Source organism: Lentzea sp. NPDC051208, assembly GCF_040682435.1.
Taxonomy (GTDB): domain Bacteria; phylum Actinomycetota; class Actinomycetes; order Mycobacteriales; family Pseudonocardiaceae; genus Lentzea; species Lentzea kristufekii.
Map to the genome: position 1 here is coordinate 1 of NZ_JBFBAW010000017.1, position 17,269 is coordinate 17,269.

A 17,269-nucleotide genomic window follows, 5' to 3' on the forward strand; every position below is an offset into this window, starting at 1 on the left:
CACGAACATGGTGCACACTGATCAACTGAAGCCCTTGGTCTCGATCTTCGTCTGTCGCAAGAAGAAGAATCGACCAAGGGCTTCACCCATGATCAACCAGGGGTGCCGACCAACCCTTAGAGGTTAAAACTCAAGCTAGGGCGTGTCCCGTAAGTCCGTTCGATGAGAGTCACGGTCGAGAGTCCCGGAGGCGGTGCCGCCGCAATGCCCTCATACCGGGCGTATTCGGGCTTTGCGGCGGTGCCGCCTGCGGGGCCCTCGGCCGCGACTATCGCGGACGAGACTTACTGGACACGCCCTAGGGGCGCTTGAACGTGTGGCTGCGCTCGACCTTCGCCACGTGCAGCGTGTAGCTCTGGTACCAGCTGTCCCGGCCGCGCTGCTGCGCCACCGCGTGAGGGCGTCCTCGTCGCGGAAGTACGCGACGGTGATGCCGAGCCCGCCCGGGTTCTGGGCGTGGTCCATCCCCAGGTATCCGGGGACGTCCTTCACCAGTTGCTCCATGCGCGCGTTGGTCTCGCGGTAGCCGCTCTGGTCGTCGGTCCGGACGGTGGTGAAGACAACCGCGTAGTACGGGGGTTCGAAAGCCTCGACGGGCGCATCGCTCACGGCGTCACCGTAACTAGTTCCAGGTGAGCCCGGAACGGATTTTCCAGTACTGCCCGGCGGGCTCGGCCAGGTCCGGCAGGTCCACGTCGATCCGCAGCGCGTCCAGATTGGACCGCAGCTGCTCCGGGCTCGCCGCACCGGACAGCACGACGTCCGCCCACGGCTGCCGCACGATCGCCGCCAGGGCAACGGCGTCCGGGCCGACGCCCAGCGCCTTCGCCTGTGCCGCAACCGCTTGTGGAGGCTCCACGACGAGCCGCCCGTTGGCCACGCCCTCCTTGACGATCACCAGCAGCCCGGCGTCGTGCGCCTCCCGCAACGCCTCCCCCGCCGAGGTCTCCAGCAGGTTCCAGGTGGACTGGACGGATCCGAAGATGCCGAGCTCCAGTGCTTTGCGGATCGTGTCGGCCTGCTGCGGCCCCGACGTCGAGAAGCCCAGCGGCACGCCGATCGAGACCATCGCGTCCTGCAGCGCGCGATCGGCGAACAGCGGGCTGTCGGCCGTCAGCGAGTGCACCTGGTAGAGCGCGACCCGTGGCAGCAGAGCCGAAGTCTCCTGCCATTGCTGACTGAACCGCGCGAGCGAGTGCTCCTTCACCTCGTGCACCTCGGCGTCCGGGCGCCAGTCGGCGGTGTAGGCGTAGCCCCACTTGCTGGAGACCGTCACGTCGTCGTGACCGGGCAGCCACGACGACAGGAAGTCCTCCGACAGCCCGTACGAACGAGCCGCGTCGACCCAGCGGACGCCCAGCTCGTAGGCGGTGTCGAGGACGCGATGGCACTGCGCCCGCATGGACTCGACATCGCGCACCGCGGGGAGCGCGCCCTCACGTCCGAGATTGATGTACGCGGGACGACCGAGCGAGGCGAGACCGAGTGCGAGTTGAGCCATGCGACAACGGTAAACGGCGGCCCCGGAGGACCGCCGCTCACGTGACCCGCCGGGGCCGGTCGTTCAGTCAGATCAGAAGTCGTCGGCCGTGCGGATGTGGTTGCGCACCCACTTGCCGGCGTCCTTCAGAGGACCTTCACCGGAGAAGCTGTTCCCGGAGCACGTGCCGCTCTTGAACACCGCGCCGGTCCGCTGGTCGTCGGAGAAGTTCCAGTTGGTCCAGGAGATCTTCGCCTCCTTCATGAACGCGATGAACTTGTTCGTCATGGTGAAGTCGTTGGGACCGTCACCGGAGGCCTCCTGCGAACCGAACTCGGTGACGAAGACCGGCACCTGGCTCGAGACCGTGCGCAACGCGTTGAGGTACGAGTCGCGGTGGTCCTTCGCGTAGAAGTGGAACGTGTACATCAGGTTCGAGGCGTTGACCTTGTTCTGGCTGACCTCGTTGATGTTCTTGCCGTCGGACAGGCCGAACGTCGACCAGCCGTGCGTGCCGACGAGCACGAGGCTGTCCGGGTCCTCCGCGCGGATCGTCGGGATGACGGCCTCCGCGTAGGACTTGACCCGCGACCACGACACGCCGTTCGGCTCGTTGGCGATGTCGTAGATGATGTTCGTCTTGTCCTTGTGCCGCTGCGCGATCTCCTTGAAGAAGGTCTTGGCGCGCGTGGTGTTGTGGTTCGGGTCGCCCGGCGAGAGCTGGTGCCAGTCGACGAGCGCGTACAGGCCGCGCTTCGTGGCCTCCTCGATGTACCCGTGCACCATGTCGGTGAACTTGCGAGGGTTGGTCTCGTAGCCACCTTCCTGGATGTACATCGAGATGCGGAGGACGTCCGCCTTCCAGTCGTTGGCGAGTGCGTCCAGGGACGCGGTCTTCACGCACTGGGAGTACCACTGGATGCCGTGCGTGCTCATGCCGCGCAACTGGATCTGCTTGCCGTTCTTGTTGCACAGCTTGACGCCGCAGACCTTGAGCTGACCGTTGACCGCCGCGGGCGAACCCGGCGGCAGCGCGGCGGCGGCGAAGTCCCCCTCGGGAGCGGCGGCGACGGAACTGCCCGCCATCACACCGGTCAGCGGGAGCACGACTGCCGCGGCGAGCGCCACCACAGACTTCTGCCAAGACATACAGCGTCTCCTCTCGGACTGCCGGCGGCGGATTAATTAGGTAAGTTTCCTTACCGTTAAAGGTACAGACGACCATAGGGCCGCCCCCGGAGCGCGTCAAGCGTCTCGTCGCAGAAGAGTCACAGTTCCGGTACCCAGAGTCACCAGTGCGTAAAGGACCAAAACTGCGACCGCGGCCGGCGGACCCAGCGGTGGGTCTTCGACAACACCCGCGACTTCCCACACCAGGTACGGCACCATCACCGAGGACGCGTCCACGTTCCACGGCTCCGGCAGCATCGGCGTGATCGCCGGTAGACCCCACAGCAGCACGCCCACCACGACGATCGTGACGGCCGTCGACCTCACCGCGAGACCGATCCCGAGGCCCGCGAGGCCCGTCACCAGGATCGACAGCACGGCGGCCCCGGCCCACGGCAGCACGTCGCCCAGGCCGTCCCAGGGCGCGATCGGCGGCGGCCGGTCCCCCATGATCAGCCAGCTGCCGCCCACGCTGAGGGCGAGCGTGACGACGCCGATCACCACGGCCGCGGCGGCGACGAGCGCGGTTTTGGCGGCCAGCAGGCGTGTGCGGTCCGGCACCGCGGTCAGCGCGGTCAGCCTCGGGTCGGAGGTGGCGACCAGGGCGCCGAGCGCGGCGACGAGGAACTGGACGACCGGCGTGATCACCACGCTGTTGTCGGCGGACGCGAACCGCGCCTGTTCGGCGGCAGGCGACGTGTCGTAGTCCTGAACGATCAGCCACGACAGCAGCGCGCCCGCGACCACCATCAGGCCGACGGCACCGACCAGCCCGTACGGCGCGCGGACGGTCCGGAGTTTCAGCCACTCCGCGGCGAGCGCGTTCTTCACAGTCCCCTCCCTGAGGTGAGTTCGAGGTAGGCGTCCTCCAGCGAACCGTTGCGGGTCAACGCCTCCATCGGCGTCTCCTTGACCAGCTGTCCTCTTGCGACGATCACGACGTGGTCCGCCGTCAGCGCCATCTCGCTCATCAGATGGCTGGAGACGAAGACCGTGCGGCCCTCCTTCGCGAGGGCGCGCATCAGGTCGCGGATCCACCGCACACCTTCGGGGTCGAGTCCGTTCACCGGCTCGTCGAACATCAGCACCCCGGGATCGCCGAGCAGGGCCGCCGCGACGCCCAGCCGTTGCTTCATGCCGAGCGACAACGCGCTGATCCGCTTGTGCCGCACACCTCCCAGGCCCACCTGTTCCAGCAGTTCGACCGCGCGGTCGTCTCCGATGCCGTTGCTCGCGGCGAGCCAGCGCAGGTGGTCGAGCGCCTTGCGGCCGTGGTGCACGGCGGCGGGGTCGAGCAACGCGCCGACGTGCCGCAAGGGCTGGTCCAGGTCCTGGTAGCGCCGGCCGGCGATCAGCGCCTCACCGTCCGTGGGCCGGTCCAGGCCGAGGATCATCCGCATCGTCGTGGACTTCCCGGCCCCGTTCGGGCCGAGGAAGCCCGTCACCAGTCCGGGGTGGACGGTGAACGACAGGCCCTCGACCGCCGTCGTGTCCCCGTATCTCTTCGTCAGGTTCCGCACCTCGATCATGCGAGAAGCGTCGGCCGAATCCTGCGGGGAGGGATCGGCCCGTGCTCCGATCCCCGGAATCGGACCGTGGTCCGAGGCGGTTCGGACGCACGCTCGTTACCGTCGTCGTCGTGATCGCAAGACTGCACCTCTACCTGGTCGACGTGACCGCGGCGCTGGTGATCGGCGTTCTCGTCGGCTACGCGATGCTGGAGCACCAGGACAAGCCGTGGTGGCTCGTCGTCCCGGGCACCCTCCTCGTCGCGCTGCCCGTCGCGGTCCGCCGGATCTGGCCCGTGACCGCACTGGTGGTCACCACGGCCGCCACCGCGGCGGTGGTGATCGGCCAGGTGCTGCCGACGGAGGCGCTCGGCGCCCCGGTCGGAGCCGTGTGCTTCGCGCTCTACACCGTGGCCGTCGAGCGTTCCCGGACCTGGTCGCTCGCCGGACTCGCGGGCGTCGTGGTCGCGATCTCCGGCGTCTCCGGCGGCGAACCGGAGAACGTGCTGGTCGTCCTCGCGGCGACGAGCGCCGTCTGGGTCATCGGCTACACGACCCGGATGCGGCGGTCGTACTTCGCACGGGAAACCGCGCAGCAGGCCGAGCAGGCCCTCTCCGACGAACGCATGCGCATCGCCCGCGAACTGCACGACGTGGTGGCGCACAACCTTTCCCTGATCACCGTGCAGGCCGCGAACGCCGCACACGTGCGGTCACCCGAGCACGCGTACGAGGCGTTGCGGGTGATCTCGGAGACGAGCAGGGCGGCGCTGACCGAGATGCGCGGGCTGCTGGGCGTGCTGCGGTCCGACGCCGACCTGGCACCCTCCCCCGGCCTCGGCGGGCTCGCGGACCTCGCCGACCGCGCGTCACTCGCGGGTGTGCGCGTCACGCTGGACGTGCGCGGCGACACCGCTGTGCCGGAGGGCATCGGGCTCTCGGCGTACCGGATCGTGCAGGAGGCGCTGACGAACGTCGTGAAGCACGCGGCACCCGCGTCGTGCACCGTCCTGGTGGACGTGACACCGGATGCCGTCCGCGTCGAGGTGGCGGACGACGGGCCTGGGGTGAAGGAGCTCGGAGTGGGGCACGGACTGATCGGCATGCGCGAACGCGTGGCCGTCTACGGCGGCACGTTCAGCGCGGGCCCCGGTGCCGAGGGCGGTTTCCGGGTCGTCGCGGAACTGCCGCAGCGATGATCCGCGTGCTGATAGCCGACGACCAGGCGTTGCTGCGCGCCAGTTTCCGAATGCTGGTCGACCACGAACCGGACCTCACCGTGGTGGGCGAGGCCGGTACCGGCGCCGAAGCCGTCGCACTGGCGGCCGAACTGAAGCCGGACGTCGTGCTGATGGACATCCGCATGCCCGAGATGGACGGCATCGAGGCCACCCGGCTGCTGGACGGGCCGCGCGTGCTCGTGCTGACGACGTTCGACCTCGACGAGTACGTCTTCGGGGCGTTGAGGGCCGGTGCCTCAGGTTTTCTGCTCAAGGACACGCCCCCGGCCGAGCTGCTGGCCGCGATCCGCGTGGTCGCGTCCGGTGAGTCACTGCTGTCGCCGACGGTCACGCGCCGGCTGATCTCGGAGTTCGTCCGGCGCCCCGCCGCACCCGTCGTGCGCGGGCTGGACCGCCTGACCGAGCGGGAGAAGGAGGTGCTGCTGCTGATCGCCCGCGGGCGGTCCAACGCGGAGATCATGGCCGAGCTGCACGTCAGCACCGGCACCGTGAAGACGCACATCGGGAACCTGCTGGCGAAGCTGCACGCCCGCGACCGCGCCCAGCTGGTGATCGCGGCCTACGAGTCCGGCCTGGTCCGCTAGATCATGACGTCTTTCAGGAGATGGCCGCCCGCGTCGTAGGCCCGGATCCGCACGGAGGTGATCTTCTCCGGCACGCGGCAGAGGAAGACGTCGCCGTGCAGCTCCGCCGTGACGACCTTCCCGCTGGGCAGCACGAACTCGAGGACGGCGACCCCGGGAGCGACCCGCCCGACCTCGACGCTCTGGTCGTCCCAGACCAGGCCCGTGCGGCCGGCGACGTAGCAGGTGCCGAGCTCGTCGGTCTTCCCGGTCGACAGGCTGTGCCCCGAACCGCTGACGGTGCAGACGATCAGCTCGCTGTCGGTGACACCCACCTCCAGTACGCTGTCCCTGACCATCTGCAGGGTGCCGGCCCGATATCCGGGCGGCCGCTTGCAGCTTTGGTCAGCGATGGCGCGCCAGTCCAAGACGCCGAACGCCGGGAAGAACGCGGAACCGCCCCGGCCGCGTGCAGCGACCGGGGCGGTTCGGTGAAGCGGTACTACAGGTACGTGCCGGTGTTCGTGGCCGTGTCGATCGCGCGGCCGGCGTCCTGGTTCTTCCCGGTGACGAGCGTGCGGATGTAGACGATCCGCTCGCCCTTCTTGCCCGAGATGCGAGCCCAGTCGTCCGGGTTCGTCGTGTTCGGCAGGTCCTCGTTCTCGGCGAACTCGTCGAGGATGGCGGCCTGCAGGTGCCGGACGGAGAGTCCGGGCTGCTTGGTGTCCAGCAGCGACTTGATCGCGGCCTTCTTCGCCCTGTCGACGATGTTCTGGATCATGGCGCCGGAGTTGAAGTCCCGGAAGTACAGGACCTCCTTGTCACCGTTGGCGTAGGTGACCTCCAGGAACCGGTTGTCCTCGGACTCCTCGTACATGCGCTCCACGGTGTGCTGCACCATGCCCTCGATGCAGGCCTTCGGGTCCCCGCCGAACTCGGCGAGGTCGTCGGCGTGCAGCGGGAGGTTGGGCGTCAGGTACTTGTTGAAGATGTCCTTCGCGCCCTCGGCGTCCGGTCGCTCGATCTTGATCTTCACGTCGAGTCGGCCGGGGCGGAGGATCGCCGGGTCGATCATGTCCTCACGGTTGGAGGCGCCGATGACGATGACGTTCTCCAGGCCCTCGACGCCGTCGATCTCGGCGAGGAGCTGGGGCACGATCGTCGTCTCGACGTCGGACGACACACCCGAACCACGGGTGCGGAAGATCGAGTCCATCTCGTCGAAGAACACGATCACGGGGGTGCCGTCGGACGCCTTCTCGCGAGCCCGCTGGAAGATCAGGCGGATGTGCCGCTCGGTCTCACCGACGAACTTGTTGAGGAGCTCGGGGCCCTTGATGTTGAGGAAGTAGGACTTGGCCTGCTTGTCGGTCTCGCCGCGGATCTCCCGCACCTTCTTGGCCAGGGAGTTCGCCACCGCCTTGGCGATGAGCGTCTTGCCGCAACCGGGAGGGCCGTAGAGCAGCACGCCCTTGGGCGGGCGCAGCTCGTACTCGCGGAACAGGTCGGCGTGCAGGAACGGCAGCTCCACGGCGTCGCGGATCTGCTCGATCTGCCTGGAGAGGCCACCGATGTCGCTGTAGTCGATGTCCGGGACCTCCTCGAGCACGAGGTCCTCGACCTCGGCCTTGGGGACCCGTTCGTAGGCGAAACCCGCCTTCGAGTCGACCAGCAGCGAGTCGCCGGGCTTCAGCGGCGAGTCGAGCAGCGGCTGGGCGAGCCAGACCACCCTCTCCTCGTCCGCGTGGCCGACGACCAGCGCGCGAGAAATGGTGTCCAGACCGTCGTCGTCGGTCAGCACCTCCCGCAGAGAGCAGACCTCGCCGGAACGCTCGAACCCGCCGGCCTCGACGACCGTCAGCGCCTCGTTGAGACGCACGGACTGGCCGTAGGCGATCTTCTCCGGCTCGACCGCGGGGGACACGGCTACCCGCATCCTGCGGCCGGACGTGAAGACGTCCACGGTCCCGTCGTCGAAACGTGCCATGAAGACGCCGTACCCGCTGGGCGGTTGCGCCAGCCGGTCGACTTCCTCACGCAGCGCGAGCAGCTGGCTTCGTGCTTCGCGGAGGGTGTCTATGAGCTTCGTGTTTCGCTCGGTCAGCTGGCTGACGCGCTCTGTCGCCTCAGCCAAGCGCTGCTCGAGCAACCGCGTGTGCCGCGGGGACTCGGTCAGCTTGCGACGCAACGACGCGATCTCGTCCTCTAGGAACCTGATCTGCGCAGTCAGCTCAGCAGAATTGTTGCCTTGGTTCAGCTCGCCACCCTCATCGGGTTGGCTGCCGGGATGACCGTGCTGCATGTCGGCACCCTCCTCCCGTGTTCGTACCGATTACGGTACCGGCGATCACCGACAAAATGGGGTACCCACAACATCATCTTCGCTCGTGTGGTGCAACGGTGACGCCTCCAACAGAGGTCAACTGCTCCATCTCGGTGTCCGGTTCGACCTCCTACCCGCTACGGTGCGTCCCAGAAACCACGACCGGCGTTTCGTGTCCCGACACCCAGACGACCTGCGAGAAGTCCGAGGAGAGGGTCATGGGAGCACCAGGGCGGCAGCCCGGCCCCTACGGTCCGCGACCACCCTCGGACGATCATCGACACTTCTGGTACGGCTCACGGCCCGGCGACGGGCGGCGATCCGCCATCGTCCCACCAGGTGGACCAGCGATTGGTCCGTTCGGTGGTCACGCACCGCGACCCACCCCGTTCGTGTCCGTCGGAGGACCCGCGCGAGCGAGGCTCCGTTGCCACCGGAGGGCCTGCCGCCAACCGGGTGGTTCCGCCTACGCGACCGGCGCACCACCCCGACAGCGCAGTGCATCGCACTCGATTCCCGGTGGAGTTGCCGCAATCGTTATCAGACACGACCTTCGCGCGACCAGATCGCGACTTGAGGGCGTGTGCATGACCACTCACGGGCGTCGATAGACGCCATTCGCCCGCGAGTTACCGGGTGAAGCACCACAATGTCCAGAGAAAGATCACCTCATCCACTTCGGGGGAGTTTCGATGACCTACCCGCCGCAGCAGCCCGGTCCCTACGGGCAGCAGCCGCAGCCCGGTGGGCCGTACGGGCAGCAGCCGCCGCAGCAGCCGGGTCAGGGCCAGCCGCCGCAGCAGCCCGGTTACGGCCAGCAGCCGCCGCCGGGACACGGCCAGCAGCCCGGTCAGTACGGCCAGCCGCAGCAGGACCCGTTCGGCCAGCAGGGACCGCAGAGCGGCGGCTTCCCCCAGCAGGGCCAGTACGGTCCGCAGCAGGGTCAGTACGGCCAGCACCAGCCCGGTCAGCCTGGTCCGTACGGCCAGCAGCCCTACGGTCAGCAGCCGTTCGGCCAGCCCGGCGGGTTCGGCGGCCCTCCGCCCAAGAAGAACAACACCGGCCTGATCGTCGGCGTCGTCGTCGGCGTGCTGGTGCTCCTCGGAGGTGGCGTCACGGCGGCCGTCATGCTCACCGGCAACGGCTCGAGCAGCAACTCCAGCAGCTCGCCGGACTCCGGTGCCGGCGGTGGTGACGCCGCCGAGGTCAAGAACGTCGCGAAGGAGTACTTCGCGATCAACAACGACATCGAGAAGGCCTCGAAGCTCGCCTGCAAGGAGGTCATCGACGAGGCCAAGCAGCTGCAGGAGCAGTTCAAGGACCTCCCTCCCGAGCAGCGGAAGGCGGCCGAGGAGCTGGCCAAGACGCTCAAGCCCAAGGTGACGGTCGGCGACGTGGCCGTGTCCGGCGACCAGGCGACCGTGAAGGTCAAGATCGAGATGTCCTACCAGGGCCAGAGCAAGGTCACGGACAGCGAGGTCAAGTTCAAGAAGATCTCCGGCGACTGGAAGTACTGCACGCTCACCAAGGACGCGCAGGTCCAGCCGCCCAAGTGACATCTCGCCAGATCCGCAACTCATCTTCGGGGGAACTCCCATGACCTACCCGCCACCGCAGCGTGGGCCGTACGGGCAGCAGCCGCCCCAGCAGCCCGGGTACGGCCAGCAGCCGCCGGGGTACGGGCAGCAGCCGGGGTACGGGCAGCAGCAGCCGGGGTACGGCCAGCAGCCCGGCCAGCCTCCGCAGCCCGGCCAGCCTCCGCAGCCCGGCTACGGCCAGCAGCCGCCGCCCGGCCAGTACGGCCAGCCGCAGCAGGACCCGTTCGGCCAGCAGGGACCGCAGAGCGGCGGATTCCCGCAGCAGGGCCAGTACGGTCCGCAGCAGGGCCAGTACGGCCAGCAGCCGTTCGGCCAGCCCGGCGGGTTCGGCGGCCCCCCGCCCAAGAAGAGCAACACCGGCCTGATCATCGGCGTCGTCGTCGGCGTGCTGGTGCTCCTCGGAGGTGGCATCACGGCCGCGGTCCTGCTCTCCGGCGACTCGGGCACCAGCGACAACACCGCGTCGTCGAACACCAACACGAACGCGGAGCCGACGGGCGGCAGCTCCACGAAGCCGGCCACGCCGTCGTCGAAGAGCCCGAGCGGCGGTGACAGCGACGCCGAAGACGTCGCGAAGGAGTTCACCGACAAGATCATCAAGGGCGTTCACGCGGGCAACAGCACCCCGAACGACGTCAAGCACCTGGTGTGCACGGCGGAGTTCCCCAAGCTGAAGCCCCAGAACGCCGCGCCGAACCCGAGCGTCAAGGCCACCGTGTCGGAGGTCAAGACGTCGGGCAGCACCGGCACGTTCAGGCAGAGCATCACCGGGCTCGAGGACCCGAACAACCCGGGCAAGGTCCAGTCGGGCGCCATCATCTACAAGCTGCTGAAAGAGGGCGGCGACTGGAAGGTCTGCGGCATCGACAAGCTCGAAGGCAACTGACCTGACGCACGAGGGCCCCGCACTTCGGTGAAGTGCGGGGCCCTCGGCGTGTCGAGGTCAGCCCTTGCTGGGGCGGCGCTGCGGCCTGGGCGCCGTGACGCCCTCCGCGAGCCTGCGCGTGGTCAGCAGGAACGCGGTGTGCCCGATCATCCGGTGCTCCGGCCGCACGGCGAGGCCGACGACGTGCCACGGGCGGACGAGCGTCTCCCACGCGTGGGGCTCGGTGAAGCACGTCATCTCCCGCAGCGCCTCGGTGACCACCGAGAGCTGCGTGGTCGTGGCGACGTAGACGACCAGGACGCCGCCGGGGATGAGGTTCTTCGCGATCGTGGGCAGGACCTCCCACGGCGAGAGCATGTCGAGGATGACCCGGTCGACCTCGCCCTCGTGGTTCTTCACGTCGTCGACGGTGATCGACCAGTTGCCGGGGCGCTCGCCGAAGAACGTCTCGACGTTGCGGATGGCGTGGACCGCGTGGTCCTCGCGCACCTCGTAGGACTGGACGCTGCCCTTCTCCCCCACCGCGCGCAGCAGAGAGCACGACAACGCGCCGGAGCCCGCTCCTGCCTCCAGAACGCGCGCGCCCGGGAAGATGTCGCCGTACATGCAGATCTGCGCGGCGTCCTTCGGGTAGATCACCTGCGCGCCCCGCGGCATCGACAGCACGTAGTCCGGCAGCAGCGGGCGCAGCGCCAGGAAGTTCGTGCCGCCCACGGACGCGACGACCGAACCCTCGGGCTGGCCGATCAGCTTGTCGTGCGGGATGGCGCCGCGGTGGGTGTGGTACTCCTTGCCGGGTTCGAGAACGACGGTGTAGTGCCGTCCCTTGGGGTCGGTGAGCTGAACCCGGTCACCCGGCTGGAACGGTCCACTTGCGCTAATCACCGCGCAATGGTGTCAAACGCCCTTCTCAATGGCCGCACGCAGGTCCTCCCTGTGCAGCACACCCGCCGGCCGGCCCTCCAGGTCGACGACGAGGAACTGCCACGCGGCGGTGCGCTGGACGCGTTCGACGATCTCCTCGCCGGGCTCGTCGGCGAGCAGCACGGTCTCGGGCAGGATCCGCTCCGCCGCCTGCTCCGCGGGCGCGAAAGGGCTTGCCGCGGCGAGCTTCTCGGCCATCGCGGTGTCGAGCAGGCCGGCCGCGACGCCGTCCGCCCGCACCAGCACCACACCCCGCCCTGCCGAGGTGCTCAGCGCGTCCGCGACAGGACTCTCCGCCGGCAGCTGGAGCACCGGGCGGATCAGGTCGGCGAGGGTCAGACCGGGAGGCCAGGTGCGGCGGCGTTCGCTGGCGAGTTCGCTCCTCGCGCCCACGACGACGCCCCACGCCGTCAGCACGCACACGCCGAAGCGCAACCAACGGTCTTCCGCGCCTTCCGCGACTCCGTACAGCGCCCACGCCACCAGTGCGATGGCCACAGCGATACCACCGACCACGGCGACACGCGTGCCCGTCGCCCGTTGCCCGGTCATGGCCCACACACCGGCCCTGACGATGCGTCCGCCGTCCAGCGGCAGGCCGGGCAGGAGGTTGAAGACGGCGACGGCGGCGTTCGCGGCGGCGAGCTGGAAGACCAGCACCCACACGACGCCGTCCTGGTTCATGACCATCGCGCCGATGCCGAACATGATCGCCAGCACCACGGACACGGCCGGACCGGCGCCCGCGACCGCACCCTCGTGGCCGGGTTTGCCAGGTGTGCGCATGATCTCGGTGGACCCGCCCAGCAGGAACAGGTGCAGCCGCCTGACCGGCAGGCCGAGCCGCAGCGCCACGACGCAGTGGCCGAGCTCGTGCGCGAGCACCGACAGTCCGAGGAAGAGCGCGAGCACAACGGCCATCAGCAGCCCGACGCCCGGCGCCGTGCCGGGAGCGAGGTCGTCGACGAACGGGGCGTAGAACGCCACCACGATCGCCGAGCCGATCCACCACGACGGCGCGAGCAACACCGGGATGCCCGCCACCCGGAACAGCAGCAGGCCGCCCACTCGATCACTGATCCGCGCGGCCACGGAAGCACTCTAGAGGGGGTGGTGTGATCTCGCGGTTCGGTGCGAATCGCCTGGGCGTGGCGCTGCTTCGTGCGCACGTCTTCAGGAGCGGTGGTGACCGGCTCCAAGCGGCCTCGGGCAGGTGGCGCTCCCGGGATTGTCAGACCCCTGTCCTAGGGTGCGAACCATGAGCACCACGTTGCGCAGGCCCGCGCTCTCGCCTTCCCGGGCAGGGGACTTCAAGCAGTGCCCGCTGCTCTACCGGTTCCGCGCGGTCGACCGGCTGCCGGAGAAGCCGACGAAGGCGCAGGTGCGCGGCACGGTGGTGCACGCGGTGCTGGAAGACCTGTTCGCACTGCCCGCGGCCGAGCGGGTGCCCGACCGCGCGCGGTCGATGATCACGCCGGCCTGGGAGCGGGTGAAGGCCGAGCGCCCGGAGTTCGCGACGCTGTTCGAGGTCGAGGGCAGCCAGGAGGAGGCGGAGTGGCTGGAGTCCGCCACGAAGCTGCTCGACGGCTACTTCGGCCTGGAGGACCCGCGGCGCCTGGAGCCGGAGTCGCGCGAGCTGCTGGTGGAGTCCGAGCTGCCGTCCGGTGTGCTGCTGCGCGGCTACATCGACCGCGTGGACGTGGCCCCGACGGGTGAGATCCGCGTCGTGGACTACAAGACCGGCGCCGCGCCCCGCCAGGTGGGCGAGGCGAAGGCGTTGTTCCAGATGAAGTTCTACGCCCTGGTGCTGTGGAAGCTGCGCGGCGTCGTCCCCCGCCAGCTGCGCCTGATGTACCTGGCCGACCGCCAGGCCCTCGCCTACACCCCGGACGAGTCCGAACTGGCCCGCTTCGAGCGCACCCTCGACGCGATCTGGCAGGCCATCATGCGCGCCGCGCCGACGGGCGACTTCCGCCCCAACCCGAGCCGCCTGTGCGACTACTGCGACCACAAGGCCTTCTGCCCGGCGTTCGACGGCACCCCGCCGCCCTACCCCGGCTGGCCCGAGCCGGACGACACCGAGCCGCTGCAGGACCGCGACTGATGCCGGCCTTCTACCTGCCGCTGGACGAGACCACGTTCCGCTCCACCGAGCACACCGTCGGCCCGTGGGGCCCGGACAGCCAGCACCTGGGCCCGCCCTCGGCGTTGCTGGTGCGGTCGCTGCTGAAGCTGGGCAACCCGTCGTCGGCTTTGGCACGCGTCACGTTCGAGGTGCTCGGCCCCGTCCCGGTGGCCGACCTGACGGTGTCCACCTCGGTCGAACGCCCCGGCCGCTCGGTCGAGCTGCTGGCGGCGGCGCTGTCCCACGAGGGCCGCACCGTGCTCACGGCGCGGGCGTGGCGCATCGTCACCTCGGACACGGCTTCCGTGGCAGGCGGCGAGGTTCCCGCACTGTCACCGCCGGAGTCCGCCGTACCGATGGAGATCCCCGAGCACTGGGGCGGCGGCTACCTGGCCGCCGTCGAGTGGCTTTCCGTGTCGGGCGGCATCTTCACGCCGGGCGACGCACAAGTGTGGGCCCGCCCGCGCGTCGCCGTGGTCGAGGGTTCCGAGCCGTCACCGGAGGAACTGCTGTTCTCCGTGGTCGACTCGGCGAGCGGCGTCTCGTCCCGTGTGGACATTCGCAAGTGGTACGCCATCAACACGGACCTGACCGTGCACCTGCACCGCCGTCCCGCCGGCGAGTGGGTCGGCATGGACGCGCGGACGACCATCGGGCCGGACGGCGTCGGGCTCGCGACCAGCGTGGTGCACGACGTGGCCGGGCCGGTGGGCACGACGGCGCAAGCGCTGTTCGTGCGCGAACGCTGACGAGGGCGCGCGCTCCGCTTCACCGAAGACTGAACGCCGCTACCTCACAGGACACACCCGAGTCTCAACCTCAACAGCCATCCCACTGACCGCGACGCCTCGCGATCCCGGTCCCCCTCCTGGGCGCTACCGCCGCACCCGTGCGGACAGCCACGGTGGAAGCGGGGAGGGGACACGATGGCGAAGAAGACCCGCAGACAGCGAAAGACCTACTACTTCCTGCTCGTCGCGGCGCTGGTGATCGGCTGCGTCGTCGCGCTCCACCACGGGAACCACCTGCGAGCCGTGTGGACGGGTTCGTTCACCGTCGCGACGGCCTGCTGGATCATCGCCGTGCTCTACCCGGTTGCGTGCGGAGTGCTCACCAGGCAGGGCCTGCCGTGCCGCAACATCTCGAACGGCGTGCTGTTCGGCTGCAGCCGCCACACCTGGATCAAGTTCCGGGCGCACTTCGGCCGCCATGAACGCGCCAGAGTCAACACCACCACGGCATCAAGAGCCGAACGCCCGACCCCCGAGCCCCAGCACGCCAACGTCCTGTTCTGGCTCACCATCATCGCCACCAGCTCGGGGTTCATCTCGATGACCACCGATGTCATCGGCCTGTTCGACTGAGCAGGAAAGGGCGTAGCGTCAGCGGGACTGTGAAGAGGTTCGCGAACCGGCAGGAAGCGGGCCGCGCCCTCGCCGCGCGACTCGCGGACCTCCCGTGGCACGACCCGCTGGTCCTAGGCCTGCCGAGAGGCGGCGTCCCAGTGGCGAAAGAGATCGCACAACACCTCAACGCCGAACTGGACGTGGTCGTGGCGCGCAAGATCGGTGCCCCCGGCCACCCCGAGTACGGCGTAGGCGCCGTCACCGCGGACAGCGAACCCATCTACGACCCGAGGGTGCTCAGAGCCCTGAACCTCACCGAAGAGCAACTGGGCCGCACCTGCGACGTAGAACGAGCCGAAGCGAAACGGCGCACGGCCCTCTACCGCGGCGACAAGCCACTCACCATAAGAAACCGCGACGTGATCCTCGTGGACGACGGCCTGGCCACCGGCGTCACCGCCAGAGCAGCGCTCCACTGGATCGCCCAGCGCGAACCGCGGAGCGTCACCCTGGCCGTCCCGGTGGCCGCGAGAGAATCCCTCGGCACCTTCAGGACGAGAGTGATCGCCGTCCTCACGCCGAAGCGCTTCCAGGCCGTGAGCCGCTGGTACGAGAGCTTCGATCAGACCACGGACGAAGAGGTGCTCAACGCGCTCTCGAAGTGCGACACGACCGGGAACGGCAAGTAGAAGCGGTGCAGCAAGGCTGACCACCGCTCGTACGAAGGTCCCTGCCGGAAGCCCACGGTGTGCGATTCGACCGTGTCCCAGCGCACGAGCAGCAGGTAGCGCGACGGCGTCTCCAGGCAGCGCAGCAGTTCCAGGCCGCGGAAGCCCGGCGAGGCGGAGATCAGCTCCCGCGCCTCGCCGAACGCCCACTCGAACTCCTCGGCACTACCCGGCAGCACGTCCAGCAGGGCGTGCTCGGTGATCACAGCCGGCAGAACCTGATGTCCGAGGCCAGCACGGCCTTGGCGCCGATCGCGGCCAGCTCGTCCATCACCTTGTTCGCCTCCTTGCGCGACACCATCGCCCGCACGGCCGCCCAGTCCGGGTTGGCCAGCGGCGCGACGGTCGGTGACTCCAGGCCCGGGGTCAGCGCGATCGCGGCGTCGAGGAGCGAACGCGGGCAGTCATAGTCGAGCATCAGGTACTGCTGCGCGAACACGACGCCCTGCAGACGGGCCGTCAGCTGCTTCTTGGCGGCCGTGAGCTCCGAGCCGTTGCGGTGGATGAGGACCGCCTCGGACTCGCAGATCGGCTCGCCGAACGCCACCAGGTCGTGCTGGCGCAGGGTGCGGCCGGAGCCCACCACGTCGGCGATCAGGTCGGCCACGCCCAGCTGGATCGAGATCTCCACGGCGCCGTCGAGGCGGATCACCTTGGCGGTGATGCCGCGGGCCTTGAGGTCGCGGCCCACGAGCTTCGGGTACGCCGTGGCGAGGCGCTTGCCCTCGAGGTCGGAGACCTTCCAGTCCGTGCCGCGAGGCCCGGCGTAGCGGAAGGTCGACGAGCCGAAGCCCAGCGCGAGCAGCTCCTCGACGGACGAGCCGTTGTCGTCGGCGCCCGAGTCGGCGGCCAGGTCACGGCCGGTGATGCCGAGGTCCAGGTCGCCGGACGCCACGTAGATCGCGATGTCCTTGGGACGCAGGAAGAAGAACTCGACCTCGTTGTTGTTGTCGAGCACGGTCAGATCGCGCGGCTCGTGCCGCTGCCGGTACCCGGCCTCGGTGAGCATGGCGGAGGCGCGTTCAGCGAGCGCGCCCTTGTTCGGGACTGCAACGCGCAGCATGTGAAAGTCTTCCGTCAGAGGTACTTGTAGACGTCTTCGAGGGTGAGGCCACGGCCGAGCATGAGCACCTGGAGGCGGTAGAGCAGCTGCGAGATCTCTTCGGAGAGCTTCTCGTCGGACTCGTACTCGGCGGCGATCCAGACCTCGCCCGCCTCCTCCAGGACCTTCTTCCCCTGCGCATGGACCCCGGCCTCGAGCGCGGCGACGGTGCCGGATCCCTCCGGCTTGGTGGCGGCTCGTTCGGTCAGCTCAGCGAACAGGGAATCGAAGGTCTTCACGGCTCCACATCCTCCCATCCCGGCCACCCCCGTCCA

At 69.0% G+C, this 17,269-nt stretch carries 18 protein-coding genes and 2 pseudogenes; 8 read left to right on the plus strand and 12 right to left on the minus strand.

The window, feature by feature from the left end; genetic code table 11:
* Positions 1–432: 432 nt before the first annotated feature.
* From AB0M48_RS33810 to AB0M48_RS33830, 5 genes and pseudogenes are all read right to left on the minus strand, one after another.
* A pseudogene (locus AB0M48_RS33810) lies at positions 433–609 on the minus strand (antibiotic biosynthesis monooxygenase); the annotation flags it as partial.
* 13 nt (positions 610–622) lie between these two features.
* Positions 623–1,501, minus strand: coding sequence for an aldo/keto reductase (locus tag AB0M48_RS33815; RefSeq protein WP_363849640.1), 879 nt, complete (start codon positions 1,499–1,501; stop codon positions 623–625).
* A gap of 72 nt (positions 1,502–1,573) precedes the next feature.
* Complete coding sequence (locus tag AB0M48_RS33820; RefSeq protein ID WP_363849642.1) at positions 1,574–2,629, minus strand: glycoside hydrolase family 5 protein; 1,056 nt, start codon at positions 2,627–2,629, stop codon at positions 1,574–1,576.
* A gap of 96 nt (positions 2,630–2,725) precedes the next feature.
* Positions 2,726–3,481, minus strand: a complete 756-nt coding sequence (locus AB0M48_RS33825) for an ABC transporter permease (protein WP_363849644.1) — start codon at positions 3,479–3,481, stop codon at positions 2,726–2,728.
* 71 nt (positions 3,482–3,552) lie between these two features.
* Positions 3,553–4,179, minus strand: a pseudogene (locus AB0M48_RS33830) (ATP-binding cassette domain-containing protein); the annotation flags it as partial.
* 110 nt (positions 4,180–4,289) lie between these two features.
* Here AB0M48_RS33830 and AB0M48_RS33835 point away from each other — a divergent pair.
* Together AB0M48_RS33835 and AB0M48_RS33840 are read left to right on the plus strand one after the other, a co-directional pair.
* Positions 4,290–5,357, plus strand: coding sequence for a histidine kinase (locus AB0M48_RS33835; RefSeq protein ID WP_363849645.1), 1,068 nt, complete (start codon positions 4,290–4,292; stop codon positions 5,355–5,357).
* Positions 5,354–5,983, plus strand: coding sequence for a response regulator transcription factor (locus AB0M48_RS33840; RefSeq protein WP_363849647.1), 630 nt, complete (start codon positions 5,354–5,356; stop codon positions 5,981–5,983). Before AB0M48_RS33835 ends, AB0M48_RS33840 begins: the two co-directional genes overlap by 4 nt.
* On the opposite strand, the gene AB0M48_RS33845 is transcribed toward AB0M48_RS33840, so the two are convergent.
* Together AB0M48_RS33845 and arc are read right to left on the minus strand one after the other, a co-directional pair.
* On the minus strand, positions 5,980–6,297 hold the full coding sequence (locus AB0M48_RS33845) for a hypothetical protein (protein ID WP_363849649.1): 318 nt from the start codon (positions 6,295–6,297) through the stop codon (positions 5,980–5,982). The two genes, AB0M48_RS33840 and AB0M48_RS33845, sit on opposite strands and share 4 nt — an antisense overlap.
* Positions 6,298–6,464: 167 nt before the next feature.
* A complete protein-coding gene (gene arc, locus AB0M48_RS33850) occupies positions 6,465–8,264 on the minus strand; it encodes a proteasome ATPase (RefSeq protein ID WP_093587965.1) in 1,800 nt (599 codons plus the stop codon).
* A 713-nt stretch (positions 8,265–8,977) separates the two neighbouring features.
* Here arc and AB0M48_RS33855 point away from each other — a divergent pair.
* The gene (locus AB0M48_RS33855; protein ID WP_363849651.1) at positions 8,978–9,841 is read left to right on the plus strand and encodes a hypothetical protein; all 864 of its coding nucleotides are present in this window, start codon (positions 8,978–8,980) and stop codon (positions 9,839–9,841) included.
* A 40-nt stretch (positions 9,842–9,881) separates the two neighbouring features.
* Positions 9,882–10,769, plus strand: coding sequence for a hypothetical protein (locus tag AB0M48_RS33860; RefSeq protein ID WP_363849653.1), 888 nt, complete (start codon positions 9,882–9,884; stop codon positions 10,767–10,769).
* 57 nt (positions 10,770–10,826) lie between these two features.
* On the opposite strand, the gene AB0M48_RS33865 is transcribed toward AB0M48_RS33860, so the two are convergent.
* Positions 10,827–11,654 (minus strand): tRNA (adenine-N1)-methyltransferase, encoded by an 828-nt coding sequence (locus AB0M48_RS33865; protein WP_308426006.1) that lies wholly within the window; start codon positions 11,652–11,654, stop codon positions 10,827–10,829.
* Between the two features lie 12 nt (positions 11,655–11,666).
* Positions 11,667–12,785 carry a site-2 protease family protein gene (locus tag AB0M48_RS33870; RefSeq protein WP_363849655.1) on the minus strand — a complete coding sequence of 373 codons (1,119 nt, stop codon included), beginning with the start codon at positions 12,783–12,785 and terminating at the stop codon, positions 11,667–11,669.
* A 166-nt stretch (positions 12,786–12,951) separates the two neighbouring features.
* On the opposite strand from AB0M48_RS33870, the gene AB0M48_RS33875 reads away from it, so the two are divergent.
* The 4 genes from AB0M48_RS33875 (at position 12,952) to AB0M48_RS33890 (ending at position 15,853) form a co-directional block, all read left to right on the plus strand.
* Positions 12,952–13,797: a PD-(D/E)XK nuclease family protein gene (locus tag AB0M48_RS33875; protein ID WP_363849656.1), complete on the plus strand. Its 846-nt coding sequence runs from the start codon at positions 12,952–12,954 to the stop codon at positions 13,795–13,797.
* Positions 13,794–14,567: a thioesterase family protein gene (locus tag AB0M48_RS33880; RefSeq protein WP_363849909.1), complete on the plus strand. Its 774-nt coding sequence runs from the start codon at positions 13,794–13,796 to the stop codon at positions 14,565–14,567. The genes AB0M48_RS33875 and AB0M48_RS33880 overlap by 4 nt, the downstream gene beginning before the upstream one ends.
* Positions 14,568–14,744: 177 nt before the next feature.
* Entirely contained in the window at positions 14,745–15,182 is a 438-nt protein-coding gene (locus AB0M48_RS33885) for a hypothetical protein (RefSeq protein ID WP_363849658.1), read from the plus strand.
* A gap of 29 nt (positions 15,183–15,211) precedes the next feature.
* Complete coding sequence (locus AB0M48_RS33890; RefSeq protein WP_363849660.1) at positions 15,212–15,853, plus strand: phosphoribosyltransferase family protein; 642 nt, start codon at positions 15,212–15,214, stop codon at positions 15,851–15,853.
* Here AB0M48_RS33890 and AB0M48_RS33895 read toward each other — a convergent pair.
* Genes AB0M48_RS33895 through AB0M48_RS33905 form a run of 3 tightly spaced genes read right to left on the minus strand, consistent with a single transcriptional unit; the run spans position 15,787 to position 17,233 of the window.
* On the minus strand, positions 15,787–16,098 hold the full coding sequence (locus tag AB0M48_RS33895; protein ID WP_363849662.1) for an antibiotic biosynthesis monooxygenase: 312 nt from the start codon (positions 16,096–16,098) through the stop codon (positions 15,787–15,789). The two genes, AB0M48_RS33890 and AB0M48_RS33895, sit on opposite strands and share 67 nt — an antisense overlap.
* A complete protein-coding gene (hisG, locus tag AB0M48_RS33900) occupies positions 16,095–16,955 on the minus strand; it encodes an ATP phosphoribosyltransferase (protein WP_266035005.1) in 861 nt (286 codons plus the stop codon). Before hisG ends, AB0M48_RS33895 begins: the two co-directional genes overlap by 4 nt.
* Positions 16,956–16,969: 14 nt before the next feature.
* Positions 16,970–17,233, minus strand: a complete 264-nt coding sequence (locus AB0M48_RS33905) for a phosphoribosyl-ATP diphosphatase (protein ID WP_089912086.1) — start codon at positions 17,231–17,233, stop codon at positions 16,970–16,972.
* Between the last annotated feature and the right edge of the window lie 36 nt (positions 17,234–17,269).